Below are 16,564 nucleotides of genomic sequence, written 5' to 3'. Positions count from 1 at the left end.
GGGCTTACTCGCCGTAGATATCGAACGCGAAATACTTGGCCATCACTTGCTGGTATTTGCCGTTGGCACGAATGGCGTCAATCGCGGCACTCAGGCGCGCAACGTTGGCGCTGTCGCCTTTGCGCACGGCGATCCCGGCACCCCGGCCAAAGTATTTCGGGTCGTTGATGTCGGGCCCTGTCAGCGCGAAACCCTGGCCAGCTGGTGTCTTGATGAAGCTTTCATCGGTGTTGACGATGTCGGCGAGGGTGGCGTCCAGACGACCCGAGGCGAGATCGAGGAAGGCTTCATTTTGTGAGCCGTAACGCACCACGACGACGCCGGCTTTTTCCAGTTGCTCGGTGGCAAATCGATCGTAAGTCGAGGAACGTTGCACGCCGACTTTCTTGCCTTTCAAGTCCAGCAACGGGTCATTGATCACGTTGCCGGCCTTCATCGCGAACTTGCCCGGTGTGTGGTAGTACTTTTTGCTGAAGTCCACGGACTTCATCCGGTCTTCGGTGATTGACATCGACGACAGCACGGCATCGATCTTGCGCACTTTGAGCGACGGGATCATGCCGTCGAACTCCTGAATGACCCACTCGCACTTGACCTTCATTTCTTCGCACAAGGCGTTGCCGATGTCGTAGTCGAACCCGCTGACGTTGCCCTCCGGTGTCTTGAAGGAGAAGGGTGGGTAGGCGGCTTCGATACCGATTCGCAGGCTGTCGTCATCGGCATGTGCCAGGAAGCTGAAAGCACATAGCGCCAGAGCACCTAGAAGTTCTGTCTTGTTCATTTTGTTGACTCCTTGGAGGGCATTTGAGGGAACGGGTTGCCCGCCATCCGGGTTGGCGCGGTGGATCAGTCCTGTGATCGGCGAGGCTATAAATGACACAATAAAAATCAATAAGCAACACGTATGAAAATAAACGTATCAGATTGGCGCGTGGCAAAGCGCATCAAAACCCGGTCCGGCCGCGGAATTTTGAACTCCCAATCCCGGCGCTAACTCCTAACTCACAATGCCCTGCACATGAAAATGATGAGGCGATGACCCACCAACAGCTCTTTAGCCGCAACTCCGGCGCAGTTTTCGAAACCGATCTTCCAGCCCGCCTGGACCGTTTGCCATGGGGGCGTTTTCACTCCTTGCTCGTGGTCGCGCTGGGCATCACCTGGTTGCTCGACGGTCTGGAAGTGACGCTGGCCGGCTCGGTGTCCGGCGCGCTGAAAAACAGCCCTGACCTGCGCATGAGCAACGTCGATATTGGCTTGGCCGGCGGCGTCTACATCGCCGGCGCCGTGCTCGGTGCCTTGCTGTTCGGCTGGCTGACCGATCGCCTGGGGCGGCGCAAGTTGTTCTTCATTACGTTGTGGCTGTATGTCGGCGCCACGGCGGCGACGGCGTTTTCCTTCAACCTGGAAAGCTTCCTGTTGTTCCGCTTCCTCACGGGCATGGGCATCGGCGGCGAATACACGGCGATCAATTCGACCATCCAGGAATTCACCCCGGCACGTTTTCGCGGTTGGGTTGATCTGACCATCAACGGCACGTTCTGGTTAGGTGCAGCGCTGGGCGCCGGTGGGGCCATTGTCCTGCTGGATCCGAACGTGGTCGGCGGCGATCTGGGCTGGCGTCTGTGCTTCGGCATCGGCGCAGCGCTGGGGCTGGTGATTCTGGTGATGCGCCTGTGGTTGCCGGAAAGCCCGCGCTGGTTGCTGGTCCACGGTCGGAGCGATGAGGCGCGACGCATCGTCGAAGGCATCGAAGCGCGTCTGCGCGAACAAGGCCATGAACTGCCGGCCGTGACCAGCAAACCGCTGCGCCTGCACGCGCGGGACCATACGCCGCTGGCGGAGGTCTTTCATACCCTGTTCATCCGTTTCACCCGTAGGGCGTTGGTCGGGATGACCCTGCTGACCGCGCAGGCGTTCTTTTACAACGCGATTTTCTTCACTTACGCGCTGGTGCTCACCGATTTTTACCAGGTGCCCGCCGAGCAGGTCGGTTGGTACGTATTGCCCTTGGCCCTGGGTAATTTCTGCGGGCCGCTGCTGTTGGGGCGGTTGTTTGACATGATCGGCCGACGGGTGATGATCAGCTTTACCTACGCGACGTCCGGGATCTTGTTGGCGCTCAGTGGCTATGCTTTCCAGCAGGGTTGGCTGGACGTGACCCAGCAAGCGGCGGCGTGGATGGTGATCTTCTTTTTCGCGTCGGCGGCGGCCAGCTCTGCGTACCTGACCGTGGCAGAAACCTTCCCACTGGAAATCCGCGCCTTGGCCATCGCCGTGTTTTACGCGTTTGGCACTGGCCTGGGCGGCATCATCGGGCCGATGCTGTTTGGCCAACTGATCCAGACCCAGCAGCGCAGCAGTTTGTTGATCGGTTATCTGATAGGCGCTGCGCTGATGTGTGTGGCGGCGGGGGTGCAAGCGGTTTGGGGCGTGGCGGCGGAGCGTCAGGCGTTGGAGCAGGTGGCCAGGCCTTTGTCGCAGGCGGGGGATTGAGCCTTAAACATCGCGGTCAGCACCGCCCAAACGGTTGTGCTGACCGTGACGTTGTCTCACCGAACCAGTTCGAGCTCGCTCGGCCGCCACGCTTTGCTGAAGAACGATTCAAGTGGACTGTAGAGGCGCAGGATCGTGAACCAGCCCTTGTCCGGCGTGGTCTGGATCCAGTTGCCTGCCTTGGCTTCGGCTGGCTTGGTCGGACCGAAGTAAATGGTCGTGGACCCGTCCGCATTCTCGACGGCGGCCGGGGAAGGGTAGGTCTGGCTGCCGGCGCGCGGGTAGCGCTGCGGCGTCTGGAGCATGGACCGCGTCTGATTGTCGTAGACGGTGAACGACCAGAACCTGGCTGCTGGAATTTTCGGTGGCAAGGTCACCTTGTAGGTTTTGCCGCCATCGAAGGGATTCTTTTGCGCATCGGTGAAGCCCATGAGGTACTGCGAGCCCACATTGGGCAGTCGCATGATCATGCCCGGCGAATCCATGGTGTAGCCGTAATAAAAGGCCGTGCGCGAATCGAGCGTTCGCGCACCGGTCGGTGGTAATGGCTTGAACAAGCCTTCCTTGGTGATCATGGGCGGCGGTGTCTCAAAGTCGAAACCACCCTGCCATAGCATGTTGGCCCACATCGAATTCGGGTAGTAAGCCCAGCCGGGGTATTCGGCGCCACGAAAGTTCAGTGATCGTCCCGCTGCATTGCCCACGGCCGCCGCGTCGGTGAGGATCTTCTTCATCCGCTCGTCCGGAGCAAAGGGCTTGCCCTTGGCGATCCCGATGCCCGCCAGTTGGCCAAGGAGTTCCGGGTCGAACGAGGTGGCCGGTTCCAGCTGCACAAGTTTGTCGAGCATCTCGTAATAGGCAAAGTCATTAGGGGGAATGGTGTTGAAAGACTTGCCGCTGCCCTCCACGAATTTTGTCGGCGGTATCGGCGGATCGGGCTCCAGCCTGATCTGGCCGGCGAGCGCCGTGGCGATGCTGGTGCCGTAGCCGCCGGGCGTGTAGGGATAAATTTTCAGCTTGTCTTTGATCAGGTCGACAGAGGGTTTCGGATCATTGTTCTCCATGAAGGCGCGAACGGCATACAGAACATGATTGGTTTTAGATCGGCCTACGAAGAAGCCACTGTCTGGAAGCGGACCGTCGTAGTCCGGCGGCACGACCAGGTACTTTCCGCCTTCGCCCCGATCAGGGCCGGGCGCGCCGATGTCGATGATCCAGCCGAACCACATGTCATTGAGCGTGCCGAGTGATTTGGGTGGCACCTCAATCACCATTGGACCTTTCGTCAAGTCGAGAACAGACAGCGAATAGATGGTGTCGGCGTTGGCGGTGAGAAAGAGCGATTGGGCGTCCATCAACTCGGAGAAGATGACCACCGAATTGTCTTCAGCCCCAATGCTGTGGAAACCCTCGCGAATCGCATAGGCCGATGCGCCCGAAAAACTGTTCATGAACGCGTCGATACCGCGAGTGAACGCCAAGGTGTCGTAGACGTCCTGCGTGGTTTTTACGCTTGGCGCGCCGTCCTTGAACTCCAGTGTGCCGATACGGGTTTCGATGTGATCGGGTGTAGTGATCCCCCGTGGAATTTCGGTGGCTGCCTGCGTGGCTGCCATGGCAGGCAAGGCCAGCGCGATAAAAGCAGCCAGAACGGCTATGGGTTTGAGAGCTTGCGTCATAGAGTTCTCCTTGAAGGATGCCAAATGCATGGACAACCCAAACTCGGGAACTACGGCGCAGGGACATTTCTCTAAGCGCGGTCACTTACTTAGCGCTCGGGTCATCACTGAGGAGTACTGGCGTTGATTCGCTCAGATGACCTGTTTCAAATGTTGCGCACCCTTGTCGGAGCAGCACCGTCTGCTTGATCGGTTTTCCAGCAAAACCAAGCATAGGTGCACATTTGCCATTGCTCCAGTTACCAGCTGCTTTGGGCTGATTGCGGCCCATCGAGACGGACTGAAAGCGACCCTCCCTGACTGTCGCTTGAACGAAACCTAAGTGCTTTGGCATTCCTGTCAGGAATGCGTTACATAAAATTAATGAATTTTTATTATCATTCTTTAGACCTAAGTTGATTCGGGTTTTGGGGACGCTACCCGGTTTTTCAGCAGCCTGTTCTGGAGTGCCTGGTTAACGTGTAAAACAGTCTGAACGGCGATCTGAATGGCAGCTCTTGGCTGATGAACTGCCCCTCAGGAGGGGCTGCAATCGACCCGAAGCGGGCGTTCACCAAGCCTACTCTCCCGGCATCTCGATATTCGACTCGATCTTTTTGCCCATACTGATTCGCGGTTCGGTCGAGTAGACCAAAGATTCGTAGAAGGTTTTGACACTTTCATTTGAGCTGACGATTTGCAGGTTGATTTTCATGCAGCCTCGCGCTGTCAAAGCATCCTCTGCATGACGGACTAGATTCATCCCTATGCCTTTTCTGCGGTGCGACGGGTGCACCGCCACCGAGTACAACCATCCACGATGGCCGTCGTATCGGGAACGGTTACAACAACTTCATTTCCCGACAGCGCTACAAAGAAAAGGCCATCCGCTGCGGCCAGTTTTTTGTCGATAGCAAGGCTGGGGGTGTTATGCGCGGTTTCGTAACCGAATACGGTTTCCCAGAGTTCTACGACGCAACGGCGATGGTGTTCATTTGAGTAGTCGGCAATAGCATCCATGGTGTAGCACTCGAATTGAAGGGGCTGACGCTAGCGCCTTGGCGTGGGAAATGTCCATTGTTTTGGCCGATAGCTGCCCCCTACGAAGGGCTGTAATCCACCAAAAAGCAACCGGTGAAGAACGATACGATAGGAGTGTGCGCAGGTTTTTTTGTTCTCGCCATTCGTCTATTGCCGGGCACTTACAGCGCTGCTCTGCGTCACATGTTCAAGCACGGACATATACATAACCATCGGAGAGCAGCATGGATATCGATGAGAATGCACCGGGAAACATATCGCAGCAGGGCAGTACGAGCGGCACGGATAACGAAACGGGTCATGACCCCAAGCGGTCTGAAGTGCCGTCGAAAACGGCCGAGGTTGACGCGCCTAATAATCCAAAACAAGACCCCGCAGCTAAAGAAAACTCGTTCAGTCCCGACTTCAAATCAGAACCTGAACATAAGCCGGTTCAAGATGCCGATATTGATACTCAAGGGGGGTAGTAACCTCTCGCGAATCAGTACAGAGACTCAGCATGGAAATGATGAGGGTGCAGCTGGAAACATGATTCAAAGCGCAAAGAATTGAATCCCCGCGGCCTGCTGGGTAATTGCTCAGACATGTCCAACCAGTTGCATTCGACCTGACCAGTCATTTGCATTGTATTAGAACAACATGCTTCGCATCCCTGACCGGCAGAGAATGACCAAAGAAGTCATTAGGACTATTTGATGTTGCTGCTCTGGCATCTGCCAAATCTGCTTTATTCGCTCACCATAGCTGTGCTTCTGCTTAATCAAATTTATCGGCGACTTTCAACAAAGTATTTGCCCACCCGCTGCTGATACTGACTTCTTGCAGCGGGCCTGTTGGGGCAAAAAGTACAGCAAAGCGCACTCTTTCGGGCAGTACCCCAGCTCTAAGCGAGTTGATCAGCCCCTCCAATTCTGCTTTCGCTTCATCTCTATCCGACCAAAGAGACCAGCTGAAATCATTCTCGGGAAGCGATACCAATTCGATGGAAGCCTCCAGCACATGGATGAGAAGCTCAAGTGGACTGTTGTGTTGTGTTGATCCTTGGACTAACTGCTCTGTACGGTTCATCTCTACAAGGCACCCAAGTGTCAAACCTTCGTAATAGTTAAACCCTAGCGCGCTTTGTAAGGCTCGGACAGGTATGTGGTGTCTAGAGAACTGCTTCTAGCCGATTGCTGCCTGCGACGACGGGCAGCAATTGACTGTGAGTTCAACCGGTCGACGCAACACAACCTAGCGACGATAGTAACGGTGCTCGTCCTCGTAACGGTGCCGCATGGCTCGATCCTGATGGCGCTCCCAATCACGACTTTCCGCTTCTCGGCGAGCTTGCTCTCTGCGCCAATTCTCTCTGCGCCATTCGTCCCGGCGCCAATCGTCTCTACGATCATGCCAACGGCCGTCGCGCCAGTAGCGGTCGTCATGGGCAAGCAACGGCCCTGGATGATTGCCGGCCATACTGGCCAAGGTTGGCCAAGGGTTCTCAGCGGCGTGGGCAGGCGCTTGAACGACTGTGACTTCATTGGCGAAAACAGGGGTTAAGGTTTTCATCTGTGTGGCTGATGCCGAGCTCACTGCCGCAAACGCGAACAGGCCGAAGAGCACCATCCGTGGGACATTGAATTTCATGAGCGAAGACAACCTCTGATCGAAAATTGGGCATGTGGCCAATTGGCTGAGGCAAGCCTGCGGGGGCAGTGCTTACCGAGCGAAAGTGCCTATCCAGATAGACCGATAAATAGAGAAAAGTTCTAAAGGACCATTGTTTAAATAGGTCCCGTAGCAGCAGGAACTTCGGGGTATTGCCCCGGTCAATTGCCGCCCTGTATCGCAAACGCCGAGCAGCGCCGTGGCCTGTTTAACAGCAATGCCTTCCGAGTTCTGTCGAGTCCGACCCTGATGCCCACCCAGTATTTTCTGCCCGGCCTTATCCTGATGTTCTGCGCCGTCGGGTCGTTTTGTTCGGTTGCTGCCGAGCGAGGTGCGTCCGCGCAAAGCAACAGCGCGTCTACCGCCCTGATCGAAACAGCCTCGCAGCAGTATGGAAATGGCCAACGGGACCAGGCCGCCGCCACGCTGGAGCGTGCCCTGCATATCCAGCCGAACAATCCCGCGACGCTGCATTACCTCGGTGTGTTGCGCCTTCAGCAGGGGCAGTACCAGCAGGCTGAAACATTGGCGGTGCGCTCGAACTTGCGGGTTGGGCGCAACATCGAGTTGCGCAACCGCAACTTCCAACTGATTCAGGCGGCGCAGCAGGCCCAATCTTCGGGTATTCCACCCAACGCCAAAGAAGATCGGGTCGCAGTGCGGGAAGCGCTGGAAGCGGAGACCCAAAGGCGCCGCGAAGCGCAGAGGGCGGTGATTGAGCAATCCACTGCAGACACTGGGCGTGACGCGGGCAACTTCGCTCGCGCACAGGCAGATTTGGCATCGGATTCACCGACGGCAGGCAGACTTCTGCCCGTAGGAACGGTGCAAATGACTTCCGTCGAGCCAGAGTCCGCCTACGATCAGCTTGAGATTCCCCGCGGCCACAGGCCGCCACCGGGTAAATGCCGAATCTGGTTTCCTGGTCGCCCGCCAGGGCATCAGCCTGCCCCCGGCAAATGCAAGAAACTGCGATATCGGGTTCCTTCAGGGGCCTATTTGGTGCGCGGTTGAATTCGCTTGTGATTAAGGACTCATCCTCCATTTGCGCATTCAAACGCGATGACCGGCAGAGAACGACCCAAAGCGGCCCTTTCCCGAAATATAGCTAACGGTCAAAGCGGTCAATTACTGGTTACATACCTGATGATTTCCAGTTCATGGAGCCAGCGCTGATCAAGCTGTTGGACGCGAGTGTGACGCGGTATTTGCCGTCCTGAACAACGGAGAGAGCCCCCGACAAATGCCGGGGAACCTGCGGGAGCCGGCGCGTGTTCTATTTCGATACCACGATGCCTGCTGGTTTCCATGTTCCTTCGCCAGCCGGCAGGACTGAGGGTGGCGTCTCTTTGGGCCAGTAGAGGCGCATCACCAAATAAATCGGGCCGTCGGGCGCGGGCAACCAGTTGCCTTCCAGCGCCTTACCGGGCGAGTTCCGTTGGATGTAGAGGGTAAGCGCGCCGTCCTTGCCCTTCTTCATGGCCGGCAGCATGGGCGAGTTCAGCAGATAGCGGTCGATCGGGTTCTTGATCAGGAGCTGCGTCTTGCCGTCGTACATGGTCACCGACCAAAACGCGTTCACCGGCGGCAGCTGTCCGGCGGGGAAGGTGAGCGTGTAGTTGTGTTTGCTGCCGTCCAGTGGCTCGCCGGTCGCTGTTGTGCGGGTGATGGGATAAGTGGCTTCCACTGTATCGTTGCCGTAGATACCGCCCTTGGCCGCGCCCGCGCGCATCAGCCAGTTGCCGTTGTAGAAGTGGCGGTCGCCAAAATACGAACCGATGCCCCAGCCATTGATGTTCTTGAGTCCGCCGGACAACCACTTGTCCACCTTCTCGTCGCCTTCCTTCATGCCGAGCAGGACGGCGGCCTTGTGTTCGAGCGAGAGCTCCTTGAGCTTAAAACTCTTGCCCGGGCCGATGCCGATTTGCGCGATTCGTGCCCGAATCTCCCTGTCTTCCGGTGTTGGCGGCACGTACTGGAGCGCGGCATCGAGGTACTCGAAGAAGTTCTCCTTGATCCCCGCCGTGGTAATTGGCGGGAAATCGATAACCGGCGATGCAGGCGGCGCCGGTTGTTTCAAAAACGCCGACAGCGGCTGGACTTTGTAGCCTGACTGCACCTTGATCACGTTCGGCATATCCTTGGGATTGAAGAGCTGGGTTCGGTAGCCAGCGATCGTGAAGGGCGTTGTCGAGTAGAAGACCTTATTGATGCCCGGTGGCATGGAACCCTTCCAGTCAGGCCCGACCACCATGTAGTTGCCCGGGCCGTTCCCCGTGGTGCGACTGCCAATGTAGCCGTAGTTGTAGGTGTTGCCGTCGATCAGCTGCACCGAGTAATAACGCTTCTTTTCCACTGCGGGTACCGTGAGCACCATGGGCTCGGTGCGCAGATCCATCCAGAGGAACGAATAGGGGGTGTCGCTGTTGGGTGTGACGATGGCCGTGTCCTGGTAGGTGAAGACACGGGGCTCGTTCTTGATTTTGTTAAAGGGTGCCTTGAACTGCGGGCCGCTTTTGTCCACGGCGTATTCATACATCACCGCATAGTTCATGACGATCGGCAGTCCGTAGATGAAGGCTTCCTCGGCGATGGCCTTCGTTTCGGTGAGGCTGGGCGCGGCGATGCCCTTGGCTGCATCGGCTTTCTCGGCCTGGGCCACGGGATCGCTCTGGCTGGCACAGCCTGCTACAAGAGCCACCGAGGCGGCAGCGATTGCGATCCATTTCATGCAGGTTGAATAATCCGGTTTCATCGTTGCGTCGCTCCCGATCAAAATCATCTGTGCTCTGGATGTCCTCATCAGCGATTGAACACGTCGAGACTCCAGCTGGTTTACTGCCGTATCTGAGCGTAGGTCACTTAGCAAACTCCCGCTATTCACAGGAGGGCAGCCAATATAGGAGGCAAACTTCTTCGATTGGGGTCAGCACTGGACAATATTCAAAATCGGAATAGCCCACATGCTTCATGGACACTGACTGACCGCTTCTGGCCGTTCTCTGCCGATCATGATTACAACGCGTGCCGGTAAAATCCGATGCAATCGGTGGTCAGGACGAATGCAAATAATGGGTCAATTCGAATGCAAGCGGGCGGTCAAATGGAGCGCAATTTCTCAGCCATGACCCGCAGCGATGACAATGAGCGCAAGAAAGCACAGCAACTGAACGCTAAAGAAGAAAAACCGAACGGCCACGAAAGCATCGGTTTGCACATGGCCTACGTGAACCAGCGATTGGCACACGCGAGCGATCAGCACGATCAGGCTCAAGTAGTTGACCGCAGGCCCGTTGATCTCGAGGGCTGAAATCACCCAGACGATGACGGCAAAGACCGGCAGATTTTCCACGCAGTTGGCGTGTGCCCGTGTCCCGCGCCGATACCAGTCCTCGCCTTCAAGTTGATCGCTGCGGAAAGAGGCGATCGGAACCTTCGAGAACAGGATGGCGACCCAGCGATACACGCCGACGGTGGCCATCAACAGCAGTAACGTCCAGGTCGCAAATCCCAGCAGCATCCACATCGGTATCGTCATGGCCGCCATCCTCCACAGATCGCTGTCAGCACGTCATCGCGCAACGCGCGGCCGACGGGCAGTCGGTCGCGCGCTGTCGTTCAGTGGCTGATGATGGGCGCCAGTGCGGCCTCAATCCTGGCCATCTGTTCGGGCGTAGTCATGCTCGTCAGCAGCCGGCCAAAGTGTGGATGCTGCACGCCCGAGACAAGGTATTGCCAGCGGTACGCTCCCAGCACGCCGGCCTTGATTTGCGCTGTCTCATCGGCACTGAGCGATCTGCAAACATTGCCAATGAAGTACTCGCCATCGGCGGTCGATTGTGCCTGCAAGATGGCGTCGACGGCGCCCACCAGTGCAATCAGGTCATTCACCGCCCGGTCGCATTCGGCTGGTGTGAGTTTCGCGTGCTCTGCCTTCCACTCCAGTTCATCGAGGACGACGTGGCGGCTTTCATCCTTCCAGTGAAATTTGAAGACGTCCTTGAACAAGGGGCACAACTCCTCGCGCGGGGCGATGCTTTTCGTGTAGTGGGTTTGAACAAACAGCTCGATATGACAGGTCAGCGCCAGCACCGACCAGGTGCTGGACGCCAGTACCGCACGCGCCACATCGTTGGCATCGGCCACTTGGCGATATCCCGCTGGGAGGTGCGAATCCAACATCGTTTCGATGCGCCGGAACAGCTCCTGGTGCTTGAGCTCGTCGTTGGAAAAACGCACCAGCGCTTCGAGGGCGAGCTGATCGTCGAAGACATGGCCGCGCCCCTGGTCGAGCATCTTGGCACTGATAAAACGCTCGACCAGGCCAAAGAGGTACGCATAGGTCCGGCCCTGAATCTGACTGAGCAGGCGCGCCTCGTCCGCGGCGAGAAAGCTCAGGCGGTCGATGTGCGACAGCCCGTCGGGCAGGAATTTGCGCGAGAAGTCGAAATTGCGGTCCTGGAGCAAATCGCGATCGATCTGCCATTCCGATTTTTTTGATGATCTGACAAGTTGCGCATAACGGGCGGCGTTGCCTGAATTCGGGCCGGGTATGGTCGCGAGGGTGTTCATATCGATCTCCTGCTGTGGGCCGCTACGGTTGACGTCGGAACCCATAACCATGGGCAGAGCCTCTGGGGCTCGTCTCGGTCGCCGGGTCCGCGTTGGTGCTAATCTAGGTGTCGCCGTTGCGGCAGTGAATGACCAGTACGCCTGATTACCTGCTCCGGGCTCCGGAAAGGAGGGTTGGCAATTGCTGGATGCGCTTTCTGATGTTTTGCGGGTGATTCGGCTGTCTGGAGGGGTCTTTCTCGAGGCTGAACTCACTGCGCCCTGGTGCATCAACGGCAGGATCTCGGCGGATGACTGCAAGCCGTTCCTGGCGGCGCCCCGACACGTCATGTCATCGCATTTTGTCGCCGCCGGGCACATGCAAATTCGCATCGACGGGGGTGCCGCCATCGACGTGGGGGCAGGCGAACTCGTGCTGCTTCCTCACAATGACGCTCATTCCTTTGGCAGCGACCTGAGTATTAAGCCCATGTCGGCAAAGGACGTTATCCAGCCGCCGAACGTCGGCGCGATTTCACGGATCAACTACGGCGGAGGCGGCGAGGCCACACAGTTATTGTGCGGATTCCTCGGCTCTGAAACGCCCTTCAGTCCGTTGCTTTCGGCGCTGCCATCCTTGTTGAAACTGGACCTGCGCGCGACGGCTTCGGGCACCTGGATCGAAAGCTCATTCCGTTTCGCTGTCAGTGAGATTGCGGCGGGGCGCGTCGGCTCGACAACGGTCATCGCCAAGCTATCGGAATTGCTGTTTGTCGAGGCCGTCAGCCAGTATGTCGCCAGCCTCCCCGCGGAGCGGAGCGGATGGCTTGCAGGGTTGCGGGATCCGCAAATCGGACGAGCGCTGGCGCTGCTCCATGCCAGGCCAACCGAAAGCTGGACTGCGCAAGCCCTGGCGCTGGAGGTGGGCATGTCGCGCTCGGTATTCGCGGAGCGATTCACGGCACTGGTCGGACAGCCACCGATGCAATACCTGACTCTCTGGCGTATGCACGTGGCGGCTCAACACCTGCGCGAAGGTCGCGGTAATGTGGCGCAGATCGGCTTTGCCGTCGGCTACGAATCCGAAGCCGCGTTCAGTCGCGCGTTCAAGCGCCAGTTCGGCACATCCCCTGGCACTTGGCGCAGACAATCGGCATGAGCGAGTCAGGTGCCGATGGACGTTTACCGGGTTTCATCGAGTTGCGTGCGCCACATCGCCGCAGAATATATCGGCGCTGCCATCCTCGGGTGAAGTACGCACGACAATGGAGTATTTGCCAGACAGCAGGTCTGGCATTTTTATCGGCGCGCTTCGGTAAAAGGTCCATCCGCCGGTACCCGCATTGGGTTCAGTGTTGACCTTATCGTTCATTGCGAACGCGGCTGGCCCGGGCTGCTGGCAACTGCCTTTGTTGATGAACGTGTAGATGCGAGGGGGCAGGATGGTTCCGCTTGGAACACCCGTGATGTAGAAGTCAAAGTTGGTTTGATTGCCCACACTGGTTAATGTGGTCGTGGCGGTATGACCAGGGTTTCTCTGGGTCGCTGCCAAAGCAAGATTCATTGATTGGTGTGATGAGTGAGTGCAGCCGAAGAGACTCGCGGTGATCATTAGCGCTGACAGGGGAGTAGAGAGTTTCATTGCCAACCTCCAATAGTGGAAGAAGTGCGGTGGGGGACTATTGGGTATAGCTCATTAACGCGGCGATGCGTTCTTGAACATCTATTTTTACAGCGGCCCCCAAATCCCTGAATACCCCCGGTTTATCAATCAAGCGGGGGGAATCTCATGCTCATATGCTTGAACACTTGCCAGTCAGTGCGTGGTTACGGCACGAGGCCGCGTTGTCACAAAAGTGCATGGCTTCACTAGCCTGAATGGGACTGCCAGCGCGCTCGCTCATTCAGACGGGCCTCTTGGAGCAACCTGCCACCAGCGCCATACCTCAACTTCGCAAAACCCTCAAAGCAACCGTTCAATGGCAGAATCCCCTCAACTTGATCGTTTTGGAGAACACCATGCTTCGTGCGTTTGAACGAAGACTCGACCCTTTTCCCCCTGACGAGGTTCCTCCACCACCCAGCGGCCTGGCTCGCTTCCTGTGGGCCTGTACGCGCGGCGCCCGCGGTTACATCCTTGCGCTTGCACTGCTCAGTGCCGCTGTGTCGATTTACGAAGCCTGGCTGTTTTCCTTCCTCGGGCAGGTCGTGGACCTGCTCTCGACCTGGCAAGCGGGCGGTGAAGCGGCTGCGCAGGAAAGTCGCGTGTTGTGGGGTATGGGCATCGTCATGGTGGGCAGTGTCGGGCTGGTGGCGCTGCGCACGATGGTGCAGCACCAGATATTGGCGATTAACTTGCCGTTGCGGCTGCGCTGGGACTTTCATCGCTTGATGTTGCGGCAAAGTCTTTCGTTTTTTTCCGATGAATTTTCCGGCCGGGTCACGACCAAGGTGATGCAGACGGCGCTGGCCGTGCGCGACGTGCTGTTCACCCTGATCGAGATCGCCCCCGGGATCGGCGTGTATTTCATTGCGATCATCGCGCTGGCCGGTGGCTTCGCTCTGAAGCTGATGCTGCCTTTCGTTGCCTGGGTCATGTTGTTCGGGCTGGCCATGCTGTACTTCGTACCCCGCCTGGGGAAAGTCGGGCAGGAACAGGCCAATGCGCGGTCGATGATGACCGGGCGTATCTCGGATGCCTACACCAACATCACGACGGTGAAGCTGTTCTCCCACTCCAATCGTGAAGCGCACTTCGCGCGAGCAGCGATGGAGGATTTCAAGCAAACCGGCTTTCGCCAGATGCGCCTGGTCAGCCAGTTCGAGATCGTCAACCAGGCGTTGGTGGTGGCGTTGATCATGGCAGCGGGTGGCTATGCCCTGTGGCTATGGCACCAGGGTGAGGTCGGCGCAGGTGCCGTGGCGGCCATCACCGCCATGGCGTTGCGTATCAATGGCATGTCGCACTGGATCATGTGGCAAATGACCTCGCTGTTCGAGAGCATCGGCACCGTGCAGGACGGCATGGCAACCTTCACCCGTGGGCCAAAGGTGAAGGATGCGCCGGACGCGGACGTCCTGGTGACCTCCGGCGGCGCAGTCACTTTCGACAATGTGAGCTTCAATTACAGTGGCGAACGCCAGGTGCTCGATGGCCTGAGCCTGAACATCCGTCCGGGCGAAAAAATCGGTCTGGTTGGCCGCTCTGGCGCCGGCAAATCCACGCTGATTAACCTGCTGCTGCGCTTCTATGACGTCGACAGTGGAGAGATTTGCATCGACGGCCAAAACATCGCACACGTGACGCAAGACAGTCTGCGCGGCGCCATCGGCATGGTCACGCAGGATACCTCCCTGCTGCACCGTTCCATCCGCGACAACATCGCCTACGGCCGTCCCGATGCGACCGATGCGCAAATCCACCGCGCCGCGGCCAATGCCCAGGCCGATGAGTTCATCAGCCAACTGAGCGACCGGCAAGGCCATACCGGCTACGACACCCTTGTGGGTGAGCGCGGCATCAAGCTGTCGGGCGGCCAGCGCCAACGCGTCGCGATTGCCCGGGTGATGCTCAAGAATGCCCCGATCCTGCTGCTTGACGAGGCCACCAGTGCGCTGGACTCGGAAGTCGAAGTGGCCATTCAGGAAAGTCTTGATGAAATGATGCAGGGCAAGACTGTGATCGCGATCGCCCATCGGCTGTCCACGATTGCGGCCATGGACCGGCTCATCGTCATGGATGACGGACGCATCATCGAACAGGGCACTCACACCGAATTGCTTGGAAAAAACGGCATCTATGCGCGGCTGTGGCAGCATCAAAGCGGCGGGTTCCTCGGTGAAGATATGGGCGTGGTCGAGGCGATGGATCAGGTGTGAGCGGGAGGAATGCGCAGCAGGGGGCACGGTCATTGCCACTCGGCATGGGCTGCTCTCGACCCGAAACTATCGGTCGTACAGGATTTACAATCGGAGGCTCTGATGGACTTCCCGGTAGCTTCAAGACGATGCATCCAAGGTGGCCACGTCGAACAGGTAATTCAATCGCGTCCTGAGCAAACACGGCTAGGCGCGGGCACGCCGATATAGTCGACTCTATTGCCTACCGTATTTCCCGGAGCCTCCATCCAGTGTCTGACTTGCCGAGCAACGCCGCCTACACCAAACGCTTCGACTTGGTACTCGCCTACATCGACGCCAATCTCGAAGGTGACTTGTCCGTGAAGACGTTGAGCCAAGTCGCGAATTTTTCGGCGTTTCACTTTCATCGACAATTCACCGCGTTCGTGGGCGTGCCTGTTTCACGTTATGTACAACTGATGCGACTACGACGCGCGGCGCATAGCTTGTCTTCCCTCGCGGATTACTCGGTGCTGGACGCTGCTTTCGGTGCGGGTTTCGAAAGCCCCGAAGCATTTTCCAGGGCGTTCAGGCGGGCGTTCGGTATGACGCCGAGTGCATTCAGGAAGCAACCGAATTGGCAGGTCTGGAGTGCGGTGTTCACCATCCCTCATTTTTCCAGGAACATCATCATGCAGATACGAATTGTGGAGTTTTGCGAAGTCAGGGTTGCAGCATTAGAGCATTGCGGAGCGCCCGGGCTTGTTAATGAAAGCGTGCGTAAATTTATCGAGTGGCGCATGCAGAGCGGACAGTCGCCGGTGGCATCAAGTCGCAGCTTTGGTATTCCTTTCGGCAACCCCGATACGACCCCTGCCGATGAGTTCAGGTTTGCGATCTGCGGCGAGACTCACGAGGCGGTAGCAGCGAATGAATTCGGCGTAACCGAGAGGGTTATCCCTGGCGGGCGCTGCGTAGTGGTGCGTCACGTGGGCTCGACGGATCACATCGGTGAGTCGATTTATCCGATCTATCGCGACTGGCTCCCTACCAGCGGCGAAGAGCTTCGAGACCATCCACTGTTCTTCGATTATCTAAGCATTTTCCCCGAGACACCGCAGGATCAATGGCAGACCGATATTTATGTGCCTTTGCAATAACGGAGGTTACTGCTGGTTTGAAACGATCGTCGCTGAGTTCATTGTTGTAAGCTGCCCCTCGCCAAGGGGCAGCTTTTGGCCGATTGCTGCCCGTAGCGAATAACAGCAATCGACCCATAGCTGCCGGTCAGAATCGACTGAATTTGGCGATCGCTGCCTATCACGAAG

Annotated in this window: 14 protein-coding genes and 2 pseudogenes; 7 read left to right on the top strand and 9 right to left on the bottom strand. The window is 57.6% G+C overall.

Features of this window, described 5'->3' with window-relative positions; all coding sequences use genetic code 11:
* Positions 1 to 4 precede the first annotated feature (4 nt).
* Positions 5 to 781 (bottom strand): ABC transporter substrate-binding protein, encoded by a 777-nt coding sequence (locus EAH78_RS11920; protein ID WP_140667712.1) that lies wholly within the window; start codon positions 779 to 781, stop codon positions 5 to 7.
* Positions 782 to 1,035: 254 nt separating this feature from the next.
* Here EAH78_RS11920 and EAH78_RS11915 point away from each other — a divergent pair, with 254 nt between their 5' ends.
* Complete coding sequence (locus EAH78_RS11915; protein WP_140667711.1) at positions 1,036 to 2,496, top strand: MFS transporter; 1,461 nt, start codon at positions 1,036 to 1,038, stop codon at positions 2,494 to 2,496.
* A 56-nt stretch (positions 2,497 to 2,552) separates the two neighbouring features.
* Here the strand turns inward: EAH78_RS11915 and EAH78_RS11910 are convergent, their stop codons facing one another.
* On the bottom strand, positions 2,553 to 4,175 hold the full coding sequence (locus EAH78_RS11910; RefSeq protein ID WP_140667710.1) for a DUF1254 domain-containing protein: 1,623 nt from the start codon (positions 4,173 to 4,175) through the stop codon (positions 2,553 to 2,555).
* Positions 4,176 to 4,572: 397 nt separating this feature from the next.
* Here EAH78_RS11910 and EAH78_RS32685 point away from each other — a divergent pair.
* Positions 4,573 to 4,650 (top strand): annotated as a pseudogene (locus EAH78_RS32685) (SAM-dependent methyltransferase); the annotation flags it as partial.
* 84 nt (positions 4,651 to 4,734) lie between these two features.
* On the opposite strand, the pseudogene EAH78_RS11900 reads toward EAH78_RS32685, so the two are convergent.
* A pseudogene (locus tag EAH78_RS11900) lies at positions 4,735 to 5,165 on the bottom strand (GNAT family acetyltransferase); the annotation flags it as partial.
* 254 nt (positions 5,166 to 5,419) lie between these two features.
* Here EAH78_RS11900 and EAH78_RS11895 point away from each other — a divergent pair.
* Complete coding sequence (locus tag EAH78_RS11895; RefSeq protein ID WP_140667709.1) at positions 5,420 to 5,662, top strand: hypothetical protein; 243 nt, start codon at positions 5,420 to 5,422, stop codon at positions 5,660 to 5,662.
* A 289-nt stretch (positions 5,663 to 5,951) separates the two neighbouring features.
* Here the strand turns inward: EAH78_RS11895 and EAH78_RS11890 are convergent, their stop codons facing one another.
* Both EAH78_RS11890 and EAH78_RS11885 read right to left on the bottom strand, forming a co-directional pair.
* A complete protein-coding gene (locus EAH78_RS11890) occupies positions 5,952 to 6,263 on the bottom strand; it encodes a hypothetical protein (RefSeq protein WP_140667708.1) in 312 nt (103 codons plus the stop codon).
* 165 nt (positions 6,264 to 6,428) lie between these two features.
* Entirely contained in the window at positions 6,429 to 6,824 is a 396-nt protein-coding gene (locus EAH78_RS11885) for a hypothetical protein (protein WP_140667707.1), read from the bottom strand.
* 270 nt (positions 6,825 to 7,094) lie between these two features.
* Between EAH78_RS11885 and EAH78_RS11880 the strand changes: the two genes are divergently transcribed.
* Complete coding sequence (locus EAH78_RS11880; protein WP_140667706.1) at positions 7,095 to 7,859, top strand: tetratricopeptide repeat protein; 765 nt, start codon at positions 7,095 to 7,097, stop codon at positions 7,857 to 7,859.
* Between the two features lie 262 nt (positions 7,860 to 8,121).
* Here the strand turns inward: EAH78_RS11880 and EAH78_RS11870 are convergent, their stop codons facing one another.
* From EAH78_RS11870 to EAH78_RS11860, 3 genes are all read right to left on the bottom strand, one after another.
* On the bottom strand, positions 8,122 to 9,600 hold the full coding sequence (locus EAH78_RS11870; RefSeq protein ID WP_140667705.1) for a DUF1254 domain-containing protein: 1,479 nt from the start codon (positions 9,598 to 9,600) through the stop codon (positions 8,122 to 8,124).
* Between the two features lie 363 nt (positions 9,601 to 9,963).
* Positions 9,964 to 10,383 (bottom strand): MAPEG family protein, encoded by a 420-nt coding sequence (locus EAH78_RS11865; protein WP_140667704.1) that lies wholly within the window; start codon positions 10,381 to 10,383, stop codon positions 9,964 to 9,966.
* Between the two features lie 80 nt (positions 10,384 to 10,463).
* Entirely contained in the window at positions 10,464 to 11,417 is a 954-nt protein-coding gene (locus EAH78_RS11860) for a hypothetical protein (RefSeq protein WP_140667703.1), read from the bottom strand.
* Between the two features lie 181 nt (positions 11,418 to 11,598).
* On the opposite strand from EAH78_RS11860, the gene EAH78_RS11855 reads away from it, so the two are divergent.
* Positions 11,599 to 12,555: an AraC family transcriptional regulator gene (locus EAH78_RS11855; protein WP_140667702.1), complete on the top strand. Its 957-nt coding sequence runs from the start codon at positions 11,599 to 11,601 to the stop codon at positions 12,553 to 12,555.
* Between the two features lie 33 nt (positions 12,556 to 12,588).
* On the opposite strand, the gene EAH78_RS11850 is transcribed toward EAH78_RS11855, so the two are convergent.
* On the bottom strand, positions 12,589 to 13,038 hold the full coding sequence (locus EAH78_RS11850; protein ID WP_140667701.1) for a hypothetical protein: 450 nt from the start codon (positions 13,036 to 13,038) through the stop codon (positions 12,589 to 12,591).
* Positions 13,039 to 13,415: 377 nt separating this feature from the next.
* Between EAH78_RS11850 and EAH78_RS11845 the strand changes: the two genes are divergently transcribed.
* Together EAH78_RS11845 and EAH78_RS11840 are read left to right on the top strand one after the other, a co-directional pair.
* Positions 13,416 to 15,275 carry an ABC transporter ATP-binding protein gene (locus tag EAH78_RS11845; RefSeq protein WP_140667700.1) on the top strand — a complete coding sequence of 620 codons (1,860 nt, stop codon included), beginning with the start codon at positions 13,416 to 13,418 and terminating at the stop codon, positions 15,273 to 15,275.
* 251 nt (positions 15,276 to 15,526) lie between these two features.
* The gene (locus tag EAH78_RS11840; RefSeq protein ID WP_140667699.1) at positions 15,527 to 16,396 is read left to right on the top strand and encodes an AraC family transcriptional regulator; all 870 of its coding nucleotides are present in this window, start codon (positions 15,527 to 15,529) and stop codon (positions 16,394 to 16,396) included.
* Positions 16,397 to 16,564: the final 168 nt, after the last annotated feature.

This window comes from Pseudomonas arsenicoxydans (assembly GCF_006438915.1).
Classification (GTDB): Bacteria; Pseudomonadota; Gammaproteobacteria; order Pseudomonadales; family Pseudomonadaceae; genus Aquipseudomonas; species Aquipseudomonas arsenicoxydans_A.
This window is presented reverse-complemented; position numbering and strand designations above follow the sequence as displayed.

Bases quoted from the DNA above. Each gene is read 5' to 3' on its own strand.
- EAH78_RS11920 (WP_140667712.1), bottom strand. From the start codon at position 781: ATGAACAAGACAGAACTTCTAGGTGCTCTGGCGCTATGTGCTTTCAGC.
- EAH78_RS11915 (WP_140667711.1), top strand. From the start codon at position 1,036: ATGACCCACCAACAGCTCTTTAGCCGCAACTCCGGCGCAGTTTTCGAA.
- EAH78_RS11910 (WP_140667710.1), bottom strand. From the start codon at position 4,175: ATGACGCAAGCTCTCAAACCCATAGCCGTTCTGGCTGCTTTTATCGCG.
- EAH78_RS11895 (WP_140667709.1), top strand. From the start codon at position 5,420: ATGGATATCGATGAGAATGCACCGGGAAACATATCGCAGCAGGGCAGT.
- EAH78_RS11890 (WP_140667708.1), bottom strand. From the start codon at position 6,263: ATGAACCGTACAGAGCAGTTAGTCCAAGGATCAACACAACACAACAGT.
- EAH78_RS11885 (WP_140667707.1), bottom strand. From the start codon at position 6,824: ATGAAATTCAATGTCCCACGGATGGTGCTCTTCGGCCTGTTCGCGTTT.
- EAH78_RS11880 (WP_140667706.1), top strand. From the start codon at position 7,095: ATGCCCACCCAGTATTTTCTGCCCGGCCTTATCCTGATGTTCTGCGCC.
- EAH78_RS11870 (WP_140667705.1), bottom strand. From the start codon at position 9,600: ATGAAACCGGATTATTCAACCTGCATGAAATGGATCGCAATCGCTGCC.
- EAH78_RS11865 (WP_140667704.1), bottom strand. From the start codon at position 10,383: ATGACGATACCGATGTGGATGCTGCTGGGATTTGCGACCTGGACGTTA.
- EAH78_RS11860 (WP_140667703.1), bottom strand. From the start codon at position 11,417: ATGAACACCCTCGCGACCATACCCGGCCCGAATTCAGGCAACGCCGCC.
- EAH78_RS11850 (WP_140667701.1), bottom strand. From the start codon at position 13,038: ATGAAACTCTCTACTCCCCTGTCAGCGCTAATGATCACCGCGAGTCTC.
- EAH78_RS11845 (WP_140667700.1), top strand. From the start codon at position 13,416: ATGCTTCGTGCGTTTGAACGAAGACTCGACCCTTTTCCCCCTGACGAG.